Annotated in this window: 25 protein-coding genes, 1 tRNA gene and 1 pseudogene; 11 read left to right on the top strand and 16 right to left on the bottom strand. The window is 58.1% G+C overall.

The features are described 5' to 3' along the window. Positions 1–428: 428 nt before the first annotated feature. From HY298_18015 to HY298_18005, 3 genes are read right to left on the bottom strand one after another with little or no spacing between them, the layout of a single operon-like run. Positions 429–641 (bottom strand): type II toxin-antitoxin system HicB family antitoxin, encoded by a 213-nt coding sequence (locus tag HY298_18015; protein MBI3852156.1) that lies wholly within the window; start codon positions 639–641, stop codon positions 429–431. Next, positions 638–883: a type II toxin-antitoxin system HicA family toxin gene (locus tag HY298_18010; GenBank protein MBI3852155.1), complete on the bottom strand. Its 246-nt coding sequence runs from the start codon at positions 881–883 to the stop codon at positions 638–640. The genes HY298_18015 and HY298_18010 overlap by 4 nt, the downstream gene beginning before the upstream one ends. Further along, positions 884–2,263, bottom strand: a complete 1,380-nt coding sequence (locus HY298_18005; GenBank protein ID MBI3852154.1) for a 3-isopropylmalate dehydratase — start codon at positions 2,261–2,263, stop codon at positions 884–886. 97 nt (positions 2,264–2,360) lie between these two features. Between HY298_18005 and HY298_18000 the strand changes: the two genes are divergently transcribed. Then, positions 2,361–2,445: transfer RNA gene (locus HY298_18000), tRNA-Leu, on the top strand. 199 nt (positions 2,446–2,644) lie between these two features. Here the strand turns inward: HY298_18000 and HY298_17995 are convergent. Then, positions 2,645–3,328, bottom strand: a complete 684-nt coding sequence (locus tag HY298_17995) for a hypothetical protein (GenBank protein ID MBI3852153.1) — start codon at positions 3,326–3,328, stop codon at positions 2,645–2,647. Continuing rightward, positions 3,312–3,941, bottom strand: a complete 630-nt coding sequence (locus HY298_17990; GenBank protein ID MBI3852152.1) for a PepSY-associated TM helix domain-containing protein — start codon at positions 3,939–3,941, stop codon at positions 3,312–3,314. The genes HY298_17995 and HY298_17990 overlap by 17 nt, the downstream gene beginning before the upstream one ends. Before the next feature lie 279 nt (positions 3,942–4,220). Here HY298_17990 and HY298_17985 point away from each other — a divergent pair, with 279 nt between their 5' ends. From HY298_17985 to HY298_17970, 4 genes are all read left to right on the top strand, one after another. Further along, complete coding sequence (locus tag HY298_17985) at positions 4,221–5,057, top strand: type II secretion system protein (protein ID MBI3852151.1); 837 nt, start codon at positions 4,221–4,223, stop codon at positions 5,055–5,057. A gap of 56 nt (positions 5,058–5,113) precedes the next feature. Continuing rightward, a complete protein-coding gene (locus tag HY298_17980) occupies positions 5,114–7,264 on the top strand; it encodes a hypothetical protein (GenBank protein ID MBI3852150.1) in 2,151 nt (716 codons plus the stop codon). Between the two features lie 146 nt (positions 7,265–7,410). Beyond that, entirely contained in the window at positions 7,411–7,932 is a 522-nt protein-coding gene (locus HY298_17975) for a YkgJ family cysteine cluster protein (protein ID MBI3852149.1), read from the top strand. A gap of 182 nt (positions 7,933–8,114) precedes the next feature. Further along, positions 8,115–8,462: a YgdI/YgdR family lipoprotein gene (locus HY298_17970; GenBank protein ID MBI3852148.1), complete on the top strand. Its 348-nt coding sequence runs from the start codon at positions 8,115–8,117 to the stop codon at positions 8,460–8,462. On the opposite strand, the gene HY298_17965 is transcribed toward HY298_17970, so the two are convergent. The 11 genes and pseudogenes from HY298_17965 to HY298_17915 form a co-directional block, all read right to left on the bottom strand. After that, positions 8,440–9,051 (bottom strand): riboflavin synthase, encoded by a 612-nt coding sequence (locus tag HY298_17965; protein ID MBI3852147.1) that lies wholly within the window; start codon positions 9,049–9,051, stop codon positions 8,440–8,442. The two genes, HY298_17970 and HY298_17965, sit on opposite strands and share 23 nt — an antisense overlap. A gap of 61 nt (positions 9,052–9,112) precedes the next feature. Further along, positions 9,113–9,796, bottom strand: coding sequence for a dihydrofolate reductase family protein (locus HY298_17960; protein MBI3852146.1), 684 nt, complete (start codon positions 9,794–9,796; stop codon positions 9,113–9,115). A gap of 204 nt (positions 9,797–10,000) precedes the next feature. Continuing rightward, positions 10,001–10,363 (bottom strand): annotated as a pseudogene (gene ribD / locus HY298_17955) (bifunctional diaminohydroxyphosphoribosylaminopyrimidine deaminase/5-amino-6-(5-phosphoribosylamino)uracil reductase RibD). Between the two features lie 44 nt (positions 10,364–10,407). Further along, entirely contained in the window at positions 10,408–11,079 is a 672-nt protein-coding gene (locus tag HY298_17950; GenBank protein ID MBI3852145.1) for a hypothetical protein, read from the bottom strand. Beyond that, a complete protein-coding gene (locus tag HY298_17945) occupies positions 11,042–11,275 on the bottom strand; it encodes a hypothetical protein (GenBank protein MBI3852144.1) in 234 nt (77 codons plus the stop codon). The genes HY298_17950 and HY298_17945 overlap by 38 nt, the downstream gene beginning before the upstream one ends. 376 nt (positions 11,276–11,651) lie before the next feature. After that, complete coding sequence (locus tag HY298_17940; protein ID MBI3852143.1) at positions 11,652–12,107, bottom strand: hypothetical protein; 456 nt, start codon at positions 12,105–12,107, stop codon at positions 11,652–11,654. Positions 12,108–12,223: 116 nt separating this feature from the next. Then, on the bottom strand, positions 12,224–12,778 hold the full coding sequence (locus HY298_17935) for a Uma2 family endonuclease (protein ID MBI3852142.1): 555 nt from the start codon (positions 12,776–12,778) through the stop codon (positions 12,224–12,226). Positions 12,779–12,819: 41 nt separating this feature from the next. After that, complete coding sequence (ftsY, locus tag HY298_17930; protein MBI3852141.1) at positions 12,820–13,731, bottom strand: signal recognition particle-docking protein FtsY; 912 nt, start codon at positions 13,729–13,731, stop codon at positions 12,820–12,822. A 15-nt stretch (positions 13,732–13,746) separates the two neighbouring features. After that, positions 13,747–14,604, bottom strand: coding sequence for a PHP domain-containing protein (locus HY298_17925; GenBank protein ID MBI3852140.1), 858 nt, complete (start codon positions 14,602–14,604; stop codon positions 13,747–13,749). After that, positions 14,604–15,104 (bottom strand): transcription antitermination factor NusB, encoded by a 501-nt coding sequence (gene nusB, locus HY298_17920; GenBank protein MBI3852139.1) that lies wholly within the window; start codon positions 15,102–15,104, stop codon positions 14,604–14,606. The genes HY298_17925 and nusB overlap by 1 nt, the downstream gene beginning before the upstream one ends. Before the next feature lie 75 nt (positions 15,105–15,179). Then, complete coding sequence (locus HY298_17915; GenBank protein ID MBI3852138.1) at positions 15,180–18,179, bottom strand: c-type cytochrome; 3,000 nt, start codon at positions 18,177–18,179, stop codon at positions 15,180–15,182. 129 nt (positions 18,180–18,308) lie between these two features. Between HY298_17915 and HY298_17910 the strand changes: the two genes are divergently transcribed. The 6 genes from HY298_17910 (at position 18,309) to HY298_17885 (ending at position 23,778) form a co-directional block, all read left to right on the top strand. After that, positions 18,309–19,181 (top strand): YicC family protein, encoded by an 873-nt coding sequence (locus tag HY298_17910; GenBank protein MBI3852137.1) that lies wholly within the window; start codon positions 18,309–18,311, stop codon positions 19,179–19,181. A 99-nt stretch (positions 19,182–19,280) separates the two neighbouring features. Next, positions 19,281–19,907 (top strand): guanylate kinase, encoded by a 627-nt coding sequence (gene gmk, locus HY298_17905; GenBank protein ID MBI3852136.1) that lies wholly within the window; start codon positions 19,281–19,283, stop codon positions 19,905–19,907. 26 nt (positions 19,908–19,933) lie between these two features. After that, positions 19,934–20,482 (top strand): phosphopantothenoylcysteine decarboxylase, encoded by a 549-nt coding sequence (locus HY298_17900; GenBank protein MBI3852135.1) that lies wholly within the window; start codon positions 19,934–19,936, stop codon positions 20,480–20,482. A 31-nt stretch (positions 20,483–20,513) separates the two neighbouring features. After that, positions 20,514–21,974, top strand: coding sequence for a GHKL domain-containing protein (locus HY298_17895; protein ID MBI3852134.1), 1,461 nt, complete (start codon positions 20,514–20,516; stop codon positions 21,972–21,974). Further along, the gene (locus tag HY298_17890) at positions 21,971–23,401 is read left to right on the top strand and encodes a sigma-54-dependent Fis family transcriptional regulator (GenBank protein ID MBI3852133.1); all 1,431 of its coding nucleotides are present in this window, start codon (positions 21,971–21,973) and stop codon (positions 23,399–23,401) included. Before HY298_17895 ends, HY298_17890 begins: the two co-directional genes overlap by 4 nt. After that, positions 23,398–23,778: a hypothetical protein gene (locus HY298_17885; GenBank protein MBI3852132.1), complete on the top strand. Its 381-nt coding sequence runs from the start codon at positions 23,398–23,400 to the stop codon at positions 23,776–23,778. The genes HY298_17890 and HY298_17885 overlap by 4 nt, the downstream gene beginning before the upstream one ends.

The following is a 23,778-nucleotide window of genomic DNA, read 5'->3' as shown; positions in this document are numbered from 1 at the left end:
TGAGCAGACTATGAGTTCGGGAGTCGCGCACCAAGATTTTTGTTCCTTCTGTGGAGGCACGCCATTCACGATTTGTTTGCCGGTGCGAATCTTGCGAAGCGAAAATTGACTTTCTCAAACGCCAATTTTTCGCTTCCCAGACGAACTGGCTCTGCATCCCAAACGATTTCCACACCACGGACAAAATGAAATCGTCAGAATCGAAGTTCCACCATCGTGGATGATAATGCCGTATTCTCCCGTGCTCTCGGCGTGATGAATGAGAGCGTCTGGGCAATCGAACCTGTCAGGATGTTGTTCGCAAATTGAACCGACCAATTTAGACGTCGTGACACAGCAGTATCTTTTCACAAGAATCGGGTGTGGTTAATTCCCCCACTACTCGCGCGGCTTAACAAGCCTCCCTGCCAGCGTGCTCACGGCCAAAGTCAAGCGAACGCCATGCGTCCAGAAGGCTCAGGAACAGACCAACCGGCTTCACGCGCAGTTTGCAGGTAAGCGTCAATCATGGCTTCCGCATTGCACAGTGCCTCGACTCGCGTCGCTCCATCGGTAATGAGTTTCGGCAGTTCCGGTACTTCGGCCAGAAAACAGCCATCTTCCTCACTCCAATAAACCACGATCTCGTATTTCGTGTTCATAACAGTCCGTTTGTCTGCAACACTTTCCGCACCTGCCGCACCTGATAAGGCTTCGCACGACCCGACTGCGGTTGCAAATTTATTATCTCCCGCAAACCGACTCGGCGAAAAAAATGATGGCTTCCTGAAATCCGCATCTCAAAGCCAAGCCGTTGCAACAATCGACAAAGCTCCTCGAAATGCCAGCTTCGATCGCGCTGAAAATCCCGCAGTCGCTCAAGCAATTTCTCCTCGCTGGCCATTCACTTCTCAATTTCCAAATACTCACGCGGGTCGGTGATCTTCCCTGTGAGGGCGCTGGCGGCCACCGTGACTGGTGACGCGAGGAAGACCTGTGACTCCTTGTGTCCCATGCGGCCCGGGAAATTCCGGTTCGTCGCACTGATGCATTTCATCGGCGAGTTCATCCGCCCAAAAGTGTCCACCGGCCCACCAAGGCACGCAGCGCAACCGGCGTTCTCCGTCATTTGGACACCGGCGTCCAAAAGAATTTGCCAAACGGTCTTCCCGTCCCACGTCGCGGTCTGCAGATCATGGACGATTTCCGGGGTCGCCGGCACGCCGAACGTATCAATCGCCACCCGCTTGCCGCGCAGCACCTGGGCGAACTCAAGAAAATCGCTCGTCTTGCCGCCGGTGCACGAGCCGATGTAAGCGCGGTCCAGTTTCACGTGCCCCAATTCGCGCGCGAGTTTGCGCTGACCGGGATCCGGATGACAGGCCACGGTCGGCTCGAGTTTCGAGAGATCAACCGTCAGTTCATAAACAAACTTTTCATCGCGATCCCGTTCGACCGGTTGATAACTGGACTTAGTGCCGTTTGCTTTGCACCGACGATCCACCGCCGCTTTCGTTTTCTCATCAAACTCGAAGATGCCGTTCTTGCCGCCGGCTTCAATGGCCATGTTCGCGATGGTCATGCGGTCGTCCATCAAAAGGCCAGCCGCGCCCGGGCCGTCGAACTGCATCGCGCGATAAGTCGCGCCGTCGAAACCAATCTCGCCGATGCAATGCAGAATTACATCCTTGGCCATCACGCCGGGTTGCAATTTTCCTTCGAGGCGAAAGTGCATCGTCTCCGGCACCTTCAACAGCAGCTTGCCCGTGCCCATCACGAAACCGGCGTCCGTGTTGCCGATGCCCGTGGCGAACTCATTGAACGCGCCGGCCATGCAGGTGTGCGAGTCGGTGCCGAACAAAATCTCGCCGGGCCGCGTGTGGCCTTTCTGGGGCAACGCCGTGTGGCAGACGCCGGCGTAGTGCGCCCCGTATTGCCGCTTCAGGTTGCCCTTCGCAGCATCGAAGACCCAGTGGCCGTTTGGGTCGTCAATCACATCGTAAAAATACGGCAGGCCTTGCTCCTTCGAGAAGTCGCGGAGGATGTCCACGTTGCGGTTCGACTTGGAATCCGCGGTGAAAATGTAGTGGTCGGGGATGATGACGATTTTGTTTTTGTCCCAAACCCTGGCGGTCTTGCCAAACTCGCGCTTGAACACACCGATCGTGCCCGGCCCGCAAACATCGTGCGTCATCAGAATGTCCGCCTTCACCCAGATGTTGTCGCCCGCCTCGACGCGGGTTTTGCCGGCGGCGCGCGCCAATATTTTCTCTGTCAACGTCATAAATTGAATGACCTTAACTGACACTTATCTCAACATCAACCTCGGAAAACAAAATGCCTTGCGAATTGTGCGGTGACCTGCTTGATTATGCAGGGTCGCGCTTATGGTGGAATTGGCAGACACGCTACTTTGAGGTGGTAGTGGGGCAACCCGTGCAGGTTCAAGTCCTGCTAAGCGCACCATAATTACTCAGAAAACTGAGAGGTGCATTCATTCCCGCACAGGAATCTGCCAACCATCAACTTGTCTCCTCCCGAGCCTTCGTAAAATACCTGCTCAACCGTCCCGAAGCCGAGAACATCGGCGCGAAGGTCAATCCCTCGGATGCCGATGCGCCCGGTCAAGTCTGGTTTCTTATGAGGAGGACTGCCGTGGGCGGCGTCAAAAAAGCCAGCGGAGACCGAGGCAAAACAGGCCGCAACTTAGCGATCCGAGGCCAAGCACAACGGCCCCAAGATGGCGTTTCTGCGGAAGCTCCCACCACATATACAAACTGCTTAGAACCATGAAGATCATGCCCGCTGCAACGCCATCCATCGAAAAGGCCCACAAGAACGTGAGCGCCCAGTCACGGCTTTGGCGCGCATCATCCATTTGAACGCCCGTGAATGTGTGGAGCACTTTGATCACTCCCCACAAGTTCACAACACTATGCCGCACGGTGACGCGCCGCTGCGCCAGATCGGCTTTGAGAAAAAAGAAATGGCCCGGGCGCCTGGCTTGAAAATCGAACTGATTGGCGTTCGTCCTCGTGGTTGTCCACAGAATCTCACCCTCGATTCCGAGTTGTCTCAGAATCTCGCGCGCCTGTCCGAGGTTACCCTTCACTTCCGGCCCGGGAGCAGTAATCGCGCGTTCGTAATTCGTCTCTTTGCGGTTCGTCCAGGATTCCGCAAAGCTCCAGGTCGGATGGTTCAGGAGCAGGCCGCTGAAGGCAAACAGCCACAGGAAGAAGAGCAAAAACAATCCCGCGTAGAAATGCAGCTTGCGATTCCAGCGCTCGAATCCGGCCCGTAATCGAGAGGCTCGCGGCGATTTGCTGGTTGGTTCAGTGGCTGAGGGCATAGGCCATTCCAAAAAACGATAACGCCCCCGCGAAAAGCAGGAGCAATCCCACCTTGCGTTCCGCGCGCAGCACATACCAGAGATAAATCCCGCTGACCGAGATAAACAGGATCAGGTACACCGTGGCGTCCGCCATCCAACGCCACGCCTTCGTAAAGAACCAGTTCATCCGGATATTGACCAGGTGTTGACCCGGAAATTTGTGGAGCGTCACCAGGGCATCGGCCAGACCGGTCTCACGGGTCACGATGGTTGCCTCACGGCTGGCGATGTTGATGGTCACGATCGTTTCGCGTCCGGGAATTGTTACGGGTATGATCAGCTTCTCCTCTTTGACCATGTGCCGGATGAATCCGACCTCACCGTGGACATCCGCTTTTTCAAGCGTCGCCTTAAGCGCATCAATGAGCGGTCGGCCCGAAAGTGTCTGCAAGTCTCCTGGAAGCGGCAAGCCGGACACAACCCGTGTGTTGGAAGTTTCTGAACCGATCTTTGGCAGCCAGGAGTGGACCAGAAAAAACACGCTGATGGCAAAGACGAGCACGAATGGGCTGCTGAACAGCCCCAGGTACAAGTGAAGATCGCGAATGAGTCGGTAAAATCGCCCTCTCATTCAGCGGAAGCCCTTTCAGAATTTGAAAACCAGTCGTCGCCGTGGAAAAATCCCGCCGGACAACAGTGTCGCTCGGCCATGCCTCATCACGATCTACTTAAGGGTCCTTGTCAAGGATCGCTTCCGGCCCAGCCCTCCATAGCCTTGGCGAGAGAAGGGGCAATCCGCGCAAGCGGTCTGGTCAGAAAAAAACGCGGTGCGAAAAATCTCAGTTACGAGGTGGCGATTGCGCGTGAAACGCCACTTGACGCTGAAAATGCTCAGACGCAGGCTCACAACATGACCACCGACGCGAATCAATTCTCTGTTACGCGCTCAGCTTTGAAAGGCAAATTTCTATCAGATCGACCGATAGTTTCCACCGGCGGCTTTACCCTCATTGAACTCCTGGTGGTCATCGCCATCATTGCGATCCTGGCCGGTCTGCTCCTTCCCGCGTTGAGCGCCGCGAAGGAGAAAGCCAAGCGAGGGAACTGCGTCAGCAATCTGCGGCAACTCGGCATCGCCACGCACGTCTATGCCCTCGACAACAACGACCGGGTCTTTGATGGCATTCGCAATGGCGGCGATTCGTTTCTGATGAGCATTTCGTCGGTGATGTACCAGTCGATCAGCAACACCTATGGTGACAAAGTCTTTGATTGTCCCAATGTTTATCCTCTCTCCCTGCCGGGTATTACGGACACACCCAATGGCCGCTATCAAACCGGCACCGGGTACTATATCGGTTACCATTATCATGGGGGCCGTATCATGCCCAAAGCGGCCGGCTGGCAATCGGTAATCAAACTCACCGACGCCTCCAGCCTCATTAACAGCAACGCCCTGGCTGAAGCTCAACAACTGGTGCTCTTTTCTGATCTAAACAGTTGGGCGGCCAACGGAGTGGGCGGCTACAACTGGGTCATCGCACCGCACGGAAAGGGCGGCGCCGTGAAACGCAATGGTCGCATTTACCAGTACCCAATCGTCCAACCCACGACCGCACGACAGGCGGGAGCGGTCGGGGGCAATGTCGGCTATGTTGATGGCTCAGTGACCTGGAAACCAATTCAGCGGATGTACGAAAAGTACTGGACGTACACCCTGGATGGAGGCCATCGCGGAGCCTGGTGAGCACTGCGTGCGGTTACTGTCGGCACTTCCTCCCTCGGCTGCTATACTGAACTCAGATGAAAAAGCAGCGGATGATCAATCTAATCGCCCGGACCACCATTCTTGTTCTCATCAGTGCGGTGAACTTGCACGCCGCCGCCGCGGTGACCCACTCGCTACAGACCAATGGCAGTCTGGTCATCAGTTGGGACAGTCGGGGTGCTTTGGAATGGGCAGCTCAAATCTCCGGGCCTTGGATCACGATTACCAACGCCCCAAACCCGTACGCGACCCCCATTATGACCGGCGCGAAGTTCTTTCGTTTGAATCAAACGGTGGACGCCACCACTCTCCATAAAAAAATCCTCTGCGGCTACCAGGGCTGGTTTCGCTGTCCCGGTGACGGCGGCAGTCAATGGACTCATTGGAGTCGTTCCTCAAGCACCATCGCATCCGACACTCTGACTTTCGAGATGTGGCCCGACATGAGCGAATACACCAACCAATATCCCGCCCCCGGCTTCACATATCCTGATGGCAGCCAGGCGTACTTGTTCAGTTCGCAGGACCAGCAGACCGTGGATCGGCATTTTGATTGGATGCTGGATTACGGCATCGACGGAGTCTTTGTGCAACGATTTGTGGTTGGGGTTGCAAGCCATCCAACCAACGTGCTGGACCACGCGCGCAAAGCTGCCAACCGCACGGGACGAACATTTTCCATCACTTACGACATGAGTGGGCAGTCCACCAACAGTCTTTTCAGCCGGCTGACCAACGACTGGGTCTGGCTCGTGGACAACCTGCACATTACGCAAGACCCGCGCTACCTCCATCACGATAGCAAACCCGTCCTGATGATCTGGGGCTTTTTCCCCGAACGATTCTCCACCAACCTCGCCCATCAGATCATCGATTTTTTCAAGAACGACCCGACCTACGGCGTCACGCTCGTGGGCGGCGGCCCGTGGTGGTGGCGGACGGAAACGGCACCCGGCTGGTCGAACGTTTTCCGGCGCTTCGACGTGTACAGTCCTTGGAACGTGGGAAATGTTTCCATTGACGGCACGAACAAATACGCTTCGACCGCTTACTGGTCGCAGGATTTGCCGGAAGCCTCGAACGCGGGAATGCTTTATCTGCCCGTCATTTATCCGGGGTTCAGTTGGGATAATTTGCAGCAACAGCCGCCCGGCTCGTCCCTGATTCCCCGACTCGGTGGCGAGTTCCTTTGGAAACAATTCCATGCCGCCGCAGACCTCGGCCTCGACATGGCCTACGTGGCTATGTTCGACGAAGTGGATGAAGGCACCGCCATTTTCAAGGTGAGCAACACACCACCGACTCAGGCATATTTCGTAACTTACGACGGGCTGCCCGCCGATTGGTATCTGCGTCTGGCCGCCGAAGGCTCAAAAATTCTCAGCGGCGAGCGGCCCAATACCGCTACCATTCCTATTTCACCATCGCCGCCATTGCCGCCACTGGCAGTCAGCCTGTCGGCCACACCCACCAACGCCAGCGGCGCGCCTGTTACCGTTCAATTCACTGCGCAGGCGAGCGGCGGAACCCCCGCCCCGGTTCCCTTCGACACCACTGATGATCACCTCGGCACCGTGACGGCTGCGGGAGAAAACAACGGCCTCAACGGAAATTATGAGTTGGCCGCCAATGCCTTCGACAACACCCCGGCCAAATGGCTGGACTTTGCCAATGACAACCCCGCCACCCGCGCCAGTTGGATCCAATATCAATACCCCGGCGACTTGGACCGTGTGGTGACCCATTACACGATCATGTCGGCCAACGACGCGCCTGAACGCGATCCGGCCACCTGGGCATTACTCGGCTCTACAAATGGCGGGGCGACCTGGATTACTCTGGATACACAAATCAATCAGGCCTTCACGGATCGTTATCAAGCCCGGGCTTTCCCTGTCGCCAACCCCGCTGCTTACAACATCTACCGCCTGCGCATTGACTCCGTCGCCAACCCGCTCACCGCCGTCGCCGTCCAGTTGGCGGAGATTCAGTTGTTGGGCACGCAAAAATACACTTACTGGTGGTCATTCGGCGACGGCACGACCGCCAGCTCCGAGCAGATCGGAGCGCCGGTTCAACAGCAGCACACTTACACGAACAACGGCAACTACACCGTCCTCCTCGGCGTCACTTATGGCGCCTTTAGCGGGACAAATACCATCACGATCAACATTGGTCCGCCGTAGGCCATCGGCCCGCGCTCGCTGTTGAATGTTCTGCGGTTTGCCTTGGTCCTCCTAGCTGGGCGTGTCGCACGATGCTTCTCCCCTCCCGCCGTGCTTGCCAATTGGCCGGGTATGGACATTACTGTCGGCGTTTTGATCTTCCCTGCATGAAGCCGAGCCTGACCGACAAACTGTGCACCCGGTGCGGGCTTTGTTGCGACGGGTCGTTGTTTGCCGATGTCGAGCTGGCCGGTACTGACGAAGCCTCGGGGCTGGAAGTCATGGGGTTGGAGATTGAAGACGTTGACGAGAAAGAAGGCGGACTGTTGTTGCAGCCCTGTCGCGCGCTGAAGGGTAAGCGCTGCAGCATTTACCCGCATCGCCCGGATTGTTGCCGGATTTTTGAGTGTCGGTTGCTGCAGGAGGTCAAGCGCGGCGAGGTCGGGGTGGACCGGGCCAAAGCGAAGATTGCGGAGGCGTTGCAGCGGATCGATCGCGTCAAGGAACTGGTCGTCGAGTTGGGGCAGCGCGATGATTATCTGCCCTTGAAGGAGCGCTGCGTGGAGGCGCTGGCGCTCTCAGCGGAGGTCGCTGCTGATCCGGAGCTGAATTCGAAGCGCGCTGAATTGCAAGCCGCGATGATCTCCGTGGAGAGTTTGATTCAGGAAACGTTCCTTGGCGGCAGATGAATCCGGGACCATTCGGGTTCATCTTCGGTTGAATTTCTGATCGCTGGGATTCTCGCCCCATCGTTCGTGGGCTTCGTGCTTTTCTTTGCCACTCCGTGCGAACCTGCGGCCTGCTGATGGATGAGAAGAGTTTCACTCGAAGGTTGAATGCAGGAGCAACTTGTGTCATTTAAGTCTCCGTCATGAGCAATTCGCGAACGGTTCGGGACGCCGGCTTAAATCCTGCCAGGCGCACCAAAACGACATTGGTGAACTCACCCGGTTGCCCGTTGATGAAGAATCGCCTTCTATCCATCGGCGCCCTTTGCGCCGCGTTGCTGACGGGTTGCGCCCGGCACTACAACCTCAAGCTCGCCAATGGCAGCATCATCACGACTGCCACCAAACCGCGTTTGGAGCACGGTAGTTACCATTTCAAGGATGGGGCCGGCAAAGATGTTTACATTCCAGCGAGCCGCGTGCGCGAGATTGCGCCCGCGTCGATGAGCAAGGAAAGCGAGCCGCAATTCAAGCCGGCTTCCCGGCCTTGAGAAACTGCCGGACATATTTGCCCAGGATGTCCGCTTCCAAGTTTACCGCATCGCCCACTTTCCGTTCCCGCAATGCCGTGACTTCGTAAGTGTGCGGGATGATCCAGATGCGAAAACTTTTCTTCCGCACCGCCGCCACGGTCAGACTGATGCCATCCACCGCAATCGAGCCTTTGAACACGATGTAGCGCATCACGTCTGGTGGCGCGGCGATGTCCAGAACGTGGTCCCGCCCGGCACGCTCCCAGCGAATGATTTCTCCAGCCCCATCAATGTGACCGGTGACGAAGTGCCCGCCCAAACGCCCATTGACGGGCAGCGGGCGTTCCAGATTGATCAGCGAATCGACGTGGGCAAAACGCAGATTCGTTCGTTGCCAGGTTTCCTGAAGCAAATCCAGTTGCACGATTTTGGAACGACCGCGCGATTTGATCCTCGCCACCGTGAGACAACAACCGTTGACGGCCAGACTGTCGCCCGCTTTCAAGCCGCGCCCGCAACGTTGCGCGCGCAACGTCAATTCAATCGCCTTCGCAGTCTTCGTGATGCGTTCGACAACGCCCGTTTCTTCAATGATTCCTGTGAACATGGCCGTTGGAGTTCAAGCTTCGGCTGGTCTGAGTTTGTTGAAGCCGCTCTGGAAAACAAGCTCAAGCTTGAACTCCAACCCGCGCGGTCAACAACAAATCCGGTCCCAGTCGCCGCCACTCCACAGCGCTGAGTTGAATCCCGTCCGCGAGTCGCTCCACACCCGCTCCCGCCACCGCCTTGCGTGAATCGCGACCGCTCAGAATTTTTGGCGCATAGAAAAACGCGACGCGTTGCGCGAAACCGCCGAGCAGGAACGATGCGTTCACCTCGCCACCACCTTCGACCAGCAGGCTCGTCACGTTTTCTGAACCAAGTTTCTTCAGCAGCCAGCGCAAATTGATTTGCGATTTGCGATTTGCGATTTGCGATTTTTTGGTCGGCGCGATGATGACGTTCACATGCTTTCTCAACGCCGCCACACGACTTTTCGGCGCGTGTTTGCTCACCACAATCGTTGTCAACGCGGCGTCTTCGTCCCTCACAACCTTTGCGTTCAGCGGCGTGCGCGCCAGCGAATCCAGAACGATGCGGCGCAATCTTGGGCGTTGGATGTTGGATTTTGAATGTTGAATGTTTTTCCTCGTCCGCGCCGTCAAGCTAGGGTCATCCGCCAGAATCGTGTTGATGCCGACCAGAATCGCGTCGCTCCCTTGCCGCAACTTAATTCCGTAAGCGCGTGCTTGCGGACCGGTTATCCATTTTGATTCGCCGCTGGCCGTCGCGATTTTTCCGTCCAGCGTCATTGCGGCCTTCACCGTGACGAATGGTGTGCGACGGACAATCCAATGATTGAATGACTCGTTGAGCTTCGCGCACTCGCCGGCGATACGTCTTGCTGGATTGTTCGCGTGAACCCACCCCTTACCCCTTCCAAGAGGGGAACTAGCCGGGCGCGGGCGACCAAATGATCCTCTCCCTTGGAGGGGGCGGGGGTGGGTTTGACCAATTTGGTTCACTTCGATCCCCGCGCGTCGCAAAATCTTGATACCCTTTCCGGCGTGCTTCGGATTCGGATCAGTCGCCCCAACGATCACGCGCTTGAGGCCTGCTGCGATGATCGCGTCCGTGCAAGGCGGCGTGCGCCCGTGCGTGCAACAGGGTTCGAGCGTCACGAAAAGCGTCGCGCCGCAGGGATTGTGGCCGCCCTTGTGCGCGTCGCAAAGCGCCTCGATCTCCGCGTGGGGTAAACCCGCGCGCCGATGCCAGCCGCGTCCGATGATTTTGCCGCCCTTCACCAGCACCGCGCCCACCATTGGATTCGGCGAAGTCGTGCCGTAACCGCGTCGGGCGAGCCGGAGGGCGAGGCGCATGAAACCCACGTCCTTGTCGGCGAGATCGGTCGAACTCAGCCAGGTCATTGGCCAAGAACCTTTTTGTAATCCGGCGGCAGTTCGCCGTAGCCTTGTTTTCTCCGCGCGTTGGCCGGCTCAATGATATCGCGTCGGACATCAATCTCGGCATGGAAGATTTCGCGCCACAGCCGCCGTGTGTTTTCCGGGTAACGATTTGGCGAATCCTCGTCAAAGGCGGGACGGAACAAATCCAGCGCATTCTGGAGTTCGCGTTTGAATTCGTCCGCCGTGGGATGCCCTGTGAGTTGGACGACTCGCTCGAACGCTTTCAGATCCTTGGCGTCGAGGCGATCCAGTTTGCCGATGAGAATGTCCAACGGGTGGGGAATGGTAAGGGTTACGTTTCCGCGTTGAACCTTGGCCGCGCGCTGACGCCAGCGCGGGCTGGTGCGGAAGCTCAGTTCGAAACCCGGTTCGAGGTAAAAACCGCCTTGCGTCTTATCCAGTTTGGCTGCCGCGATGAAGGCCGACAAATCCTCATCGTCGTCGGAAAACAAATCCACATCGCCGCTCAACAACTGGCGATCCACGGTGAGTTGCAGCGGCGCCGAACCATAGATGGTGAAATGAAATGGCCGATTCGTGGGCAGCGCGACCAGAAATTTCTGGAGTAACTGTCCCGCCGGCGTGGCCCAGTCAATTTCGCCTGCCCACCAATTTTTGATCGAAGGCATGTTTGCGCGGGCCGATGCCCAGGAAATAAAGCGCCTGTTGAATGAGCCGGTTGGTCACTTCGAAATCCTGACTGAGTTGGCGTGCCAGTGCTTGCTCGCGTGGGCGGAGCGGGCGGGATTCCTTGCGGATGAGCAGGCGCGCGGCCAGGCGCGATTTACGCCAGGCTGTGTCCGCTTTCAGCTCGACCTGTTTCATGGCGTGAAACTAAAGGAGCAAGCGACGTAATGCAATCCTTCGGAGTTGTCAGGAGAATCCGGCGGCGTCCACCGAATTTTCATGGGCGCGGGTCAATAGCCAGAAAATGAATTGGTTACGAGCGTGAAAGAAACCGCGAAAGGGGCACCCACCACCGGATTCGGCGTAGTCGTGCCGTAACCGCGCCGAGCGAGCCGGAGAGCGAGGCGCATGAATTGGGCGTCAGACATCGCCACGTATCGTAGCCGCTGACGCGTGTCACGCCAAAGCCAAAAGACGATGGCGGGTGGAGAGGCCCAAACGGAAAGGGCTGCCGGCCAGAATGAGAATCAACCGCGGATCAACTTCTGTAAACGCGGATTACATTCGTAATGCGTCATCGCTTTTGGTTCTTACTCCAGACTTTCGATTTGAAGATGCGCTTCAAACCTCGAGGTGGCGAAACGGCATAAACAGAAAGGACAATGCCGACACCAGCGCGTCCAGCAGATTGAACGAGTTCGGGTGGAAAACTATCAACCTGACCCACCACGTCCCGCCTCCAAATTCCGAAGTCCAGGTAAGCCTCCTCGACCCCCGGATAACGAGCGAGCTTCAATACCTCGCGGTGCCACTTTTGCAGAAAGTGCAACGCATCTTTGATCTGTCCCGTCAGATTGCCAAAACCTTTGCGGCTTGCTTCATATTTGATTCCCGAAGCGGGAAGCTTCCTTCCCTTCGGTTTGGTTCTCGGAAACACCGGCTCGCCCTTATGCCAAACAACATGGGGTTTGAGCTTGGAACGCTTGAGAAATGCGTCTGGATCAAACTTCGTTCCACAAACTGTGAACATGCAGGACATATATCTGTTTTCAGTTTATTCCTCGAACACCGTCTCCACAAACCGTTTCGCGCCGAAAGGCTGCAAATCGTCCGGTTGCTCGCCGAGCCCGCGCTGCTGAGCATGGTTCAAACCAACGATGCGAGGTCGAGTTCAAATCCGGGAAAAACTTCGGAGCGGATTTTCCCTTCATTCGTGGCGCCAGAGAGCAATTGGTAGCCGCTCTTCTGAAGCGAAAGGATTTCGATGGATCGGTTGGCGACATCGGCCAGCCAGAACTCCTTCACGCTGAAGCGGGCATAGAGTTCGCGTTTGTCATAACGATCGCGGCGCAGGCTTGTCGGAGAAATGATTTCCACTACCAGATCGGGCGCGCCCATGACACCGCGACGTTCCAAAATGCGGGCGTTGGCGTTGGAGATAAAAATGAGGTCGGGCTGAACGACGTTCTTCTCATCCAGAACCACATCAATCGGCGCAAAAAAAACTTCGCCCAGCTTCCGAGCTTCGACATGGCGTTCCACAGCCAGAAAGATTTTGCGCGCCCAGCGTTGGTGGAAAAGTTCGGGTGAGGGAGACATAAGGGCCTTGCCGTTGATGATTTCAAAATAGACGCCATCGTCGAGGCTCAAATAGTCCTCATACGTCCAGACTTTATCCGGGTTTTCAAGGACTGCGTTCATGGTGGCAAAGTAACCGAAATTAGGCGTCAGCGAAAGAGCTTTTATTCCTCAAACAACGCCTGCGCGAATTGTTTCGCGTCGAAGGGTTGCAAATCGTCCGGTTGCTCGCCGAGGCCGATGAATTTGATGGGCAGGCCGAGTTCCTTCTGGATCGCCACCACCATGCCGCCTTTGCTCGTGCCGTCGAGCTTGGTCACGATGAGGCCGGTGAGCGGGACGGCTTTGTTGAATTCGCGCGCCTGGTTCAGCGCGTTCATGCCGGTGCTGCCGTCGAGCACGAGCAGGACTTCGTGCGGCGCGCCGGGCAGTTGCTTGCCGATGACGCGATGGAGCTTGAGCAGTTCCTGCATGAGGTTGTGCTTGGTGTGCAGGCGGCCCGCAGTGTCAATGAAGAGGTAATCGGCCTTGCGCGCCTGCGCGGCGGTGACGGCGTCGTGCGCCACGGACGCGGCGTCCGCGCCATACGCACTGGCGATGACTTCGACTTTGAGGCGCGCGCCCCAGAGTTTGAGTTGCTCAATGGCGGCGGCGCGGAAGGTGTCGCACGCGGCGAGCAGAGCGGTCTTTTTCTGCGACTGGATGTAGTGTGCAAGCTTGGCGGAGGTCGTGGTCTTACCCGTGCCGTTGACGCCGACGATGGAGACGACGGTCGGGCCGCTGGGAGCTTTCAGCAGATCGGGTTTGTTCGAGGACAAATTCCTTTCCACTTCCGCGCGCGCGATGGCGAACACGTCGTGGCCGGTCGTGCCCTGGGATTCGTAGGCTTGCTTGACGGCGGCGATGATCTGTTGCGTGACGGCCATGCCGAGGTCGGCAGCGATGAGAGCGTGTTCGAGTTCTTCAAGCGATTCGCTGGTAAGTTTGGGCGAGCGCGTGACGATGCGTTTGATTTCGTGCGCCAGTTTGCCATGGGTCCTGGCGAGACCGGCTTTGAACTTGGAGAAGAGGCCCATGCGGGGATTTGCGATTTACGATTTACGATTTACGAGTGCCAGTTGCTCGTGATGGCGCCTTGAGGCCGCGGTGGTCTTGAGCTTTTCGACATGTTCGTAAGGCAGTTTGATCGTGCCGATGAGCGGTTTGCCTTTGTTCATGCCGTGACAATCCGAACCGCCGGTGACCAGGAGGTGATGTTCGTCGGCCAACATCAGGTAATGTTCCGCTGTGGTGGTGGAATGTCTGCTGTGAAAACATTCGAGGCCGTCCAAGCCCGCCGCAACGAGATCGGGAATGATGTCGTCCGAGCGGTTCAAACCCGGATGCGCCAGCACCGCCACGCCGCCCGCCTGGTGAATCAGGGTAATGGCGTCCAACGCGGAGATTTTGAACTTGGGCACCCACGCGGGCCGGCCCTTTTTCAAAAAACGGTTGAAGGCTTCGTCGAGGCTGGGGCAAAGCCCGGCCTGCACCAGCGCGCGGGCGACATGCGGCCGGCCCGGCGCTTTACAATTGGCCAGCGCAAACACGGCATCCGCCTGCAACGGAATGTTGAGTTGATTCAGCCGAGCCACCATTTCGCGGATGCGGTTTTGCCGGACGATTTGGAAATGGGCAATTTCGGTCAGCAATTTGGAATTGTGAATGTCGATGCAATAACCGAGCAGGTGAAGTTCGATGTGGTTCAATTCGGCCGTCAATTCGGCGCCCGAAATGAACTCGATGCCGGTGGCGTGGCAGGCCGCCGCCATCCGGGCGCAACCTTCAATGGTGTCGTGGTCGGTCAACGACATGGCCGCCAATCCGTGCTGCCGGCCATACACCGCCAGTTCCTCCGGCGTGTACGTGCCATCGGAAAAATTCGTGTGCAGATGGAGGTCGGCGAACATCATTTGACAATCCTCGCCGGACGCATCAACTCGCCTTTGATCTTGTCCAAAATGCCGTTGACGAATTTGCCGCTGTCCGGGGTTGAGAATTTTTTGGCGATGTCCACCGCCTCGTTGATGCTGACGATGGGCGGGATGTCCTCGCGATGCAGCATTTCGTAAATGGCGAGGCGGAGGATGTTGCGGTCCACCACGGCGATGCGGTGCAAGTCCCAGTTCAGCGCGTGTTTCTTGATCTGCTCGTCCAGTTCATCGCGATACTCCAGCGCGCCGCGGATCAACGGCTCAGCAAAGAGGCGCAGGGCAGCTTCCTCGGGAGTCGGCGGCGCCAACTCGACCGGTTGCCCCCAGGTGGAGTCGGCTTTGTCCTCCGCGAGCGCCGATTTGCGCTGCGAATCCCAGAATAGATTGAGGGCCTCATCGAGATCGTCGGTCGGATTCTGGTCGTACTGATAAAGAAATTGCACGGCGCGTTCCCGTGCCTCACGTCGTTTGCCCATGCCAGCAGGATGACGGAGAATGTGCCTTTGGGAAATGGAAAACTTCCAGACCGCGCAACGAGCCATGGCGGACGTTTATTTGGACGGTCCGGCCGTTGCAATGAATTCCAGCAAATTGGCGAGGTCCTGCGCGGTCAGGCCGGCTTCCAGCCCCTCCGGCATGGTCGATTGGCCCTGGCTTTGAATCGACTGAATGTTGGACCGCAGCACCACGGACTCGACACCGCCGGCCTGCTTCAACGTGACACTTGTGGCGGTTTCGTTGGCGATCAAGCCGATCAAACTGTCGCCGGTCTTGGTTTCGATGACATAACTGATGTAATTCGGCAGCACTTCACGATTCGGGTCCAGGATGTTGATGAGCATGGTTTCCTTGCCGCTGGATTTGACGCTGGTGAGGTCAGGCCCCAGTGCAAAGCCGGCGCCTTCCAACCGGTGACACGTGGCGCAACGGGCGAGAAAAATCTCCCTGCCGGCAGCCGCGTTTCCCTTCAGTTGCAGAGCCGGCATGAAATTGTTCACCACTTCCTGGCGTGCGCGGGTGGGTGGTTCCGCGAGAATTTTAACAGCACGTTTTTGAATCGATTGATCGCGATAAGATTTCAGGAACTTTGTTTGGTTTGGCGAAAGATCGGCCGGCCGGATGGTTCCCTGCTCAATGGCGGTCAGCAGCGCTGGCACACGTTCCGGCCGGGCCAACAGCGCGGTGAGCGCCTGATTGCGCAGCGCCGGCGTCAGGTTGGGCCAGCGCTGCGCCAGAGTGTGGCCGATTCGGGGGTCCGAGAAACTGGTGAGGGTGGTGAGTGCCGACGATTGCACGGCTTGGGATTGAATCGGATCCAGCAGGCGGATCAGCGTGTCACCCACTTCATTGTAGCTCGTCGAACCCAGCAGTCGGATGGCTTGCAGCCGCAAAGGCTCAGGAATGCGGAGGTTCGCCGCCACCACCACCGCTTCCGAGTAAAGGGATTTCAGTTTTCCCTGCCGATCCGCCGCGGTTAACGAACTGTGACCGCGTAGCAGTCCGTCCCCCAACGCGCGCGTGAAGGTAAAGCGCGGCTGCTGTTCGTTCAGGCCGGCGATGAAATTCAACACTGCGTTCACTTCCTCCGGCTGATTCTTGGCGCCCACGACGGTTGCCAACTGACTCAAAAATTCCTGGCCGACCGGCGCGTTGCGCAGAACCGGGTCTGACGCCAGCGTGACGAACATTTCTCCTGTCCCCTCCGCGAGCGAACTCATCACCGCGGCCTGCATCCATTTACTGGGCAGATCGCTCCGGAGGACTTGCGCGAGCACCGCAACGCGGCCCGCGTGTTTGAATTCACCGAGCGTAAAGGCCAGTTGATAGCGCACGCGGAGCGCGGGGTCGGCAGTCAGCATGCGCAGTTGGTTCCAAATCGCTTCGGCGATGACGCCGTTGTTGGAAATCAATTTCTCCGACAGCAGCACCGCGTGTTCGCGCACGCGCGGGTCGGCGTCTCGCAATCCACGCAACACGTGCGCTTCGGTCAATGCGTGCAAACCGTCCAACGCATGAAGCGCGTGCATCCGGCCCAGCGGAAACTTGGAGTCATTGAGCAACCGCGTGAGCAGCGGCACCGCGGTCTTGTCCTGCCGCTCATACAACAGTCGCGCGGCAGTGTCGCGATGCCAGCCGTTCGGATGCGCGAGCGTGGCGACGAGTTGGGTGGTCGTCGCCTTGCCGAGTTGAGGGAGTTTGGGTTGCTTGAAATTCAACGGCACGATGCGGTAGATGCGCCCCCGGTCATTGCCGCTGTTCAGGTCGAGATGTATCTTGAGCGGCTCGGGCAGCGACCACGGGTGTTCGATCACTTCGCGATACATGTCGATGACATACAGGCTGCCATCGGGCGCGTTGGCGAATTGCACCGGGCGAAACCAGTTGTCCGTCGAGGCCAGGAACTCCACTCGCTCTTCGCCCGGCGGACGTTTCGCCAGCAACCCGACGTCATCTGGGTAAAGTTTTTTGCGATGCGCCAGATTGCTGCCGCAGTCGGCAATGAATGCGTCGCCCAGGTATTCCGTCGGCCAGGCGTTGCCGCGATAAATCGTGGTGCCGGTCGCGGCAGTAAAGTAACCGGAGGGCCGCCCGCCCCCTTCGATGAGGCCGGGCACCACCCCGGTGACGCGCCATTTCGTGCGGATGACGCGCCACGGTTCGTCGGGACTGATGCGATAAACCTCGGCCGCCGGCCCGTCCGCCGCGATGCTGACGCGCGAACCGGGCATGGCGTAATACGGATTGCGCGCGGCGTAGCGATCATCGTACATCAACGTCTGAATGTGATCGCTGTTACTGCAAAGGAATTTTCGACCGGTGTCGTCGAAGCTGAGTCCGTGTTGCGCGCCGCCGGCTTCGGCGGTCAGCGTGAGCGTTTTTGGATCAAAGGAAAAATCGCGTCCGCGCAGATCGATGGGCGCGGTCGGATTCTCCACCGACGTGACCTTGCCGCCGCTCAGGCTCGTGGCGCCGTGAATGCGATTGTCGAGTCCCCAGTTGAAACTGTTGAGCATCGCCTGAACGTTGAGCTTGTTGGTTTCGTAGGGCGCGTAGTCACTGGCAAAACCGGTGAACACCTGACGGCGAACGTCCGCCACGCCGTCGCCGTCGGTGTCTTTCAGAAAAAGAATGTCCGGCGTGGCGCCGACGAACACGCCGCCATCGTAACAAATCACCGCCGTCGGCCAGGGAAGATGGTCGGCAAACACGGTGCTCTTGTCGAAACGCCCGTCGCCGTTCGTGTCTTCGAGCAGCCGGATGCGCCCGAGTTGCTCCGGCCGGCGCTCGGAGTAATCAATCATTTCGACGACGAACAAGCGCCCGTTCTCATCGAAGGACATGGCGACGGGACTGACGACGAGCGGTTCGGCGGCCGCTAGTTCCAGCCGAAACCCCGCTTTGATCCGGAAATTCCTGAGGGCGTTGGTCGCTTCGGTGGGCGGGACGCGCGGCAGGTCCTTGGGGCTGACGGACACTTCATTGGTTGCGCCGGCGGCCATCAAGAGGGACGGCCCGATCAATAGATTCACCCACACAGCCGGAGATTTCATAATCAGTGGTCAGAGATTCGACAGGGCACACCTCAAGTGCAAGTGATTTCTTGGATCGGGAGGTGAACGTCCAAAAAAAGTTCGCTTGTGCGGCGACGTTTTCGCATAGTCGCCGCACGCATGAAATCCATGACTGGCTACGGACGCGGCGAGTGCGCGCAGGACGGCTTCAAAATCACGGTGGAACTCAGTTCGGTGAACCGCCGACAGAGCGATATCTCCGTGAATTTACCGCGCGAGTTGGAGCCGTTGGAGTCGCGGTTGCGGGATGAAATCAATCGCGGCATTGCGCGCGGCCGGTTGACGGTGCGGGTTTCGCTTCATTCCGCAGATGAAAAAGCAGGCGGCAAAGTCCGGTTGAACGCGGCCCTGGCCAGGGCGTATGCGCGCGAGTTTCGTAAACTGGCCAGGAGTCTTAAACTGACTGACCCTGTCTCCTTGGAACTGCTGGCGCGCGCGCCCGGCGTCTTGCAAACGGACGAGCCGGTGACCGACGCGGATGACTTCTGGCCGGCCGTGGAAAAGGCCACGCAAAAGGCGTTGACGGGACTGGTGAAGATGCGCGAGCGGGAGGGCGCCCATCTGGCGCACGATTTGAAATCGCGGATGGCGGTGATCCGCCAATCGGTGGCGCGGGTGCGCAAACAGGCGCCCGAGGTCGCGAAGCGGTACCAGGAACAATTGCGCGAGCGGATCAAGAACGCCGGCCTCGAAGTGCCGGGACTGGAGGACGAGCGACTGCTCAAGGAGGTGATTTACTTCGCGGATCGCTCGGACGTTTCCGAGGAGATCACGCGACTGGAAAGTCATTTTCAGCAGTTTGAGGATTGCTTGAAGTCCAGGGAGCCGGTCGGCCGCACGCTGGATTTTCTTTCGCAGGAGATGAACCGCGAAATCAACACCCTCGGCGCCAAAGCCAATGACAGTTTGATCTCGCGAGAAGTCGTGGTGCTCAAGGCCGAACTGGAAAAATTCCGGGAACAGGCGCAAAACGTGGAATGAAGACCCGAAGTCAGAAGTCAGAAGTCGGAAGTCGGAGGTGTGCTGCCGCGCGCCTTCGTATCGGCACCTTGTTGCGCACCGGCCACGCCGGATTTCAAAATGGCTGATGCGCATCCGAGTCCATTGTTGATTGTCATTTCCGCGCCTTCCGGTGGCGGCAAGACGACGCTTTGCCAGCAACTACTCGCGGCCAATCCCGGTCTCACGCGGGCCGTCACCTGCACGACGCGGCCTCCTCGGGAAGGCGAGCGCGACGGAGTGGATTATTATTTTCTGGACGCCGCCTCCTTTCTCAAACGGGTGCAGGCAGGCAATTTTCTGGAACACGCGACAGTTTACGGTCACAGCTACGGGACATTAAAGACCGAAGTGCTGGGCAAGCTGCGGCAAGGCAGGGATGTGCTGCTCAACGTGGATGTGCAAGGCGCGGCCACGATTCGCGCGCGGACCGAAGAGGATGAGGAATTGAAACGGGCGCTGGTCATGACGTTTCTGACGCCGCCCTCGCTGGCTGTATTGGAAAACCGGCTCAAGAAACGGGGCGCTGATTCGCCGGCAACCATCCAAAAGCGACTCGGCGTGGCGCGGCAGGAGATTGCGCAGTGGAAGAATTTCGATTACCTATTGATCAGCACGACCATTGCCGAAGATTTGCGACGGATGCAGGCGATCGTAGAGGCGGAAAAAATGCGCCCGGCCCGGGCGCAACCGCCGGCAGTTGATTGAGCACTGGCCGACGCAAGGCGCAACCGATGAGCAAGAGTAAAAATATTGTTCTTGGAGTGACCGGCTCCATCGCGGCTTACAAAGCGGCGGAGTTGACCAGCCAATTGACGCAACGGGGTGGTGATGTGCACGTGGTGATGACCGCGGATGCGCTCCGCTTCATCACGCCGCTCGCCTTCAAGACCCTGTCCCGCCATCCGGTCGTCACCGACCTTTACGACGAGGAGGAAGGTTGGAAACCCACCCACATCAAACTCGCCGATGAGGCGGCGCTGTTGCTCGTCGCGCCCGCGACGGCCAACACGCTGGCAAAAATGGCGAATGGCATTGCCGATGACGCCTTGACGTGCATTGCGCTGGCGCTGAATCCCAAAGCCAAGGTGCTGATCGCGCCGGCCATGAACGGCAAGATGTGGCTGCACCCGGCCACGCAACAAAACGTGGCAACGCTCAAGTCGCGCGGCGCCGAGTTCATCGGGCCGGAGGAAGGGCTACTCTCCTGCGGTTACGAAGGGTTGGGACGGCTCTGGCCAGTGGAGAAAGTGGCTGCCCGCGTTCTGGAATTGCTGGCCTGATAAGTAAAGATGCCCGGAGGGCAGATTGCCTATGAATCAATTCCAATGGCAATGGCCAAAAAAACTGGCCGCAATGCTGGAAATTCCAGCCCCCGATCCGCCCCAGCAAACCTCACGCATTCTGGCGGTGCAGCGCAACATCGTTTTGCCGGCGCGGGTGATGGTGACGGGAGTGGTGCTTTATTATCTGTTTTACTCGCGCTGGCTCGCCGAGGTGGCCACAACGCAGGGCGTCGTCCTGGAAACGCTGCAAAACTTCTTTGTTTTCTACGTGCTGTTTCAAGCCGGCGCCGCGAGCGTTCTCCTAGTGGTGAAACGCTTTCCCCTCGGGATGATCCAATGGCTGGTGTTTACGGTCGGTTTGTTGGACGGTCTGATGCTGGCGGGCCTGACGTTGGTGACTGGCGGATTCGAAAGCATTCTTTTCTGGGTTTTTCCAGGGTTGATCGTGGTCAACGCTCTGAGCATTCCGCTGGCGATGCCGCAAATCGTGTTGAATCTGATGTTGAGCGGTTTTTACCTTGGCGCAGGCAGCCTGGCCATCAACGTCGGCGAGCTGGAAACCACCGCGCTTTATCTGCCGCCGACCCGGAAGGTTGTTCAACCATCGGTCAAGTCTCAACCTGCCCGCCATCGGATTCTGGTGAATTCACAACCCGAAGCCCCGAGCGCCGAGGTCGCCACTGAACCCTTTCTACTACGCCTGATCATCCTTTGGTTGATGACCATTAGTTGTTACGGGGTGCGGGCTTTGTTGGAAAAGCAACGTCATGTGGAGGAGGAAGCGCAGGAATTTGCCGCCCGCCAGGAACAGTTGGCCGCCGCTGGCCGGCTGGCCGCCGAAATCGCCCATCAAATGAAAAACCCGTTGGGCATCATCAACAATGCGGCCTTCTCCCTCCAGCGCGCGTTGCGTGAAGGCAAAGGCGACGCGGCTCAACAGATTCAAATCATTCAGGAGGAGGTGGAACGCTCGGACCGCATCATCACGCAACTGATTGGTTATGCGCAGTTGAGCGAAGGTCGTGTGGAAAAATTGAGCGTGATCGAGGAACTGGAGCGCGCCGTCGAGCAAGTCTTTCCGCGCGGCGCGCAATATGAGATCCAAATCCATCGCGATTATGCGGCCCATTTTCCGCCGCTGTTGATGCAGCGCGCCCATCTGCTCCAGGTATTTGTGAACCTGCTGCAAAATGCTCGTGAAGCATTGCGGGGAAAGGGAAACATTTTTCTGAGCGCTCATTGTCAGCGCGATTATTCCATTGAAGTGATTGTCCGGGATGACGGGCCGGGCATCGCCGCCGACAAGTTGGGGAAGATTTTTGATGCCTACTTTACCAGCAAGGAAAGAGGCACGGGACTGGGGCTGGCGATCGTCAAACACAACGTGGAGCTTTACGGTGGAACTGTGCGCGTTGAATCAGAGCTTGGACAAGGGGCGCGCTTCATATTATTGTTCCCCGCGAAACTGTTGCTGAGACTTGGCCCATGAGCTTTCCCTTGCCACCCGTGCTCGTCGTGGACGATGAAAAAAACATGCGTCTCTCCCTGGAGACTGTGTTGGGCGACGAAGGCTATTCGACCCGCGCGGTTGAATCGGCCGAAGCGGGGCTGAGCCTGCTGGCGCAGGAGAATTTTTTCATGGTCATCACGGATGCCCGGCTTGGTGGCATGAGCGGCTTTGAATTCCTGCGCAAAGCGCGCGCCCAATGGCCGGACCTGCCGATCCTGATGATCACCGCCTACGCCACCCCCAAGCTGGCCGTGGAAGCCATCAAAGCAGGGGCGATTGATTATCTGGCCAAACCGTTTGCGCCCGAGGAGTTGCTGCACGCCGTCTCGCGTTGCGCCGAGCGTTATCGCCTGCTGCAGGAAAACGTCGCCTTGCGCGCGCAGGCTTTTGAAACGTATCACCTCGAACACATCATCGGCGAATCGCCGCAAATGCGGGAGTTGCGGCAGTTGATTCAAAGAGTTGCGCCGACTGATGCGACCGTGCTGGTCCTCGGCGAAAGCGGCACCGGCAAGGAATTGGTGGCCGGCGCCATTCACAGCCTGAGCCGTCGGCACGCCGCCAATTACATCCGCATCAATTGCGCTGCCATCCCCGAAACGCTGTTGGAAAGCGAACTGTTCGGCCACGAGAAAGGGGCGTTCACCGGTGCGCACAAACAGAAACCCGGACGCGTGGAAGAAGCGGACGGCGGGACGATTTTTCTGGATGAAATTGCGGACATGAGCAAGCCGCTGCAAGCCAAGTTGCTGCGCTTCTTGGAAGACGGCAGCTTCACGCGCGTCGGCGGCACTCAGCCGTTGAAGGTCGATGTGCGCCTGATTGCCGCCACGAATCGGGACATTGTGGCGGCGATCCGCGACGACACCTTCCGCGAGGATCTGTTCCACCGCTTGAATGTCTTCCAATTCCGCCTGCCGCCGCTGCGCGAACGAGGCGACGATGTGTTGTTGCTCGCCGACCATTTTTTGAATCATTTCAGCCGGGTGGTGAACAAGCCCACGAAAGGATTTTCCCGACCAGCGCGCGAACAGTTGCTGGCCCATCACTGGCCCGGCAACGTCCGGGAATTGCGCAACGTCGTGGAGCGCGCCTTGATTTTGGAAACGACCGACGAAATCCAAGCCGCCAGCCTGCCGGATTTTGAAATCGAAACCCGGCTGCACAAACCCGGGGCGCCGGCCGCCCTCCGCACCCAATCCCTGGATTCCCTGCTGGACAAATTCGAACGCGAACTGGTGACCAGTGTGCTGGAAGAACATCACTACAACATCGCCAAGGCGGCCGAACAGTTGAAGATCAGCCGACACGCTCTGCGCTACCGGCTGCGGCGATTGAACATCAGCGCGGTGCCCGAGGGTAGTGAGGTGAGTGCGTTGCCGGCTGAAGCGGAAGATTCTTTATGAAACCCACCAGTCTGATTCTGGCCCAGGTTGATACCAATGTGAGCGATGCTCAACCAGCCAACCAACTGGTCGCCACGCGTCGGTTCGATGAGGTGACGATTTTTGTGGCGGTTCTGGTGGCCATCACATTATTGGTTTTTCTCTTTGCCTACCTCCTGCATCGTAAACACCGCCGCCGCGGCCTGTTGCGCACTCCGCATCCACCTTCCTTCGCCCAAATCCATTCACCGGACGGGGCCTCCGCCAGTCCCCCGCGCCACCGGCATCGCCGAAGGCACCGGCACCGCAAGGAACATCGGCCGCGCAATCCCACGCTCGCGGAAACCGGCGGCCTCCCGCCCATCCGCCCGGAGGATCAACCCCCACCGCCAAAGTAA

It is taken from the genome of Verrucomicrobiota bacterium (assembly GCA_016200005.1).
Lineage (GTDB): Bacteria > Verrucomicrobiota > Verrucomicrobiia > Limisphaerales > PALSA-1396 > PALSA-1396.
Note: the sequence above shows the minus strand (reverse complement) of the source record. Positions and strands in the feature narration are given on the sequence as shown.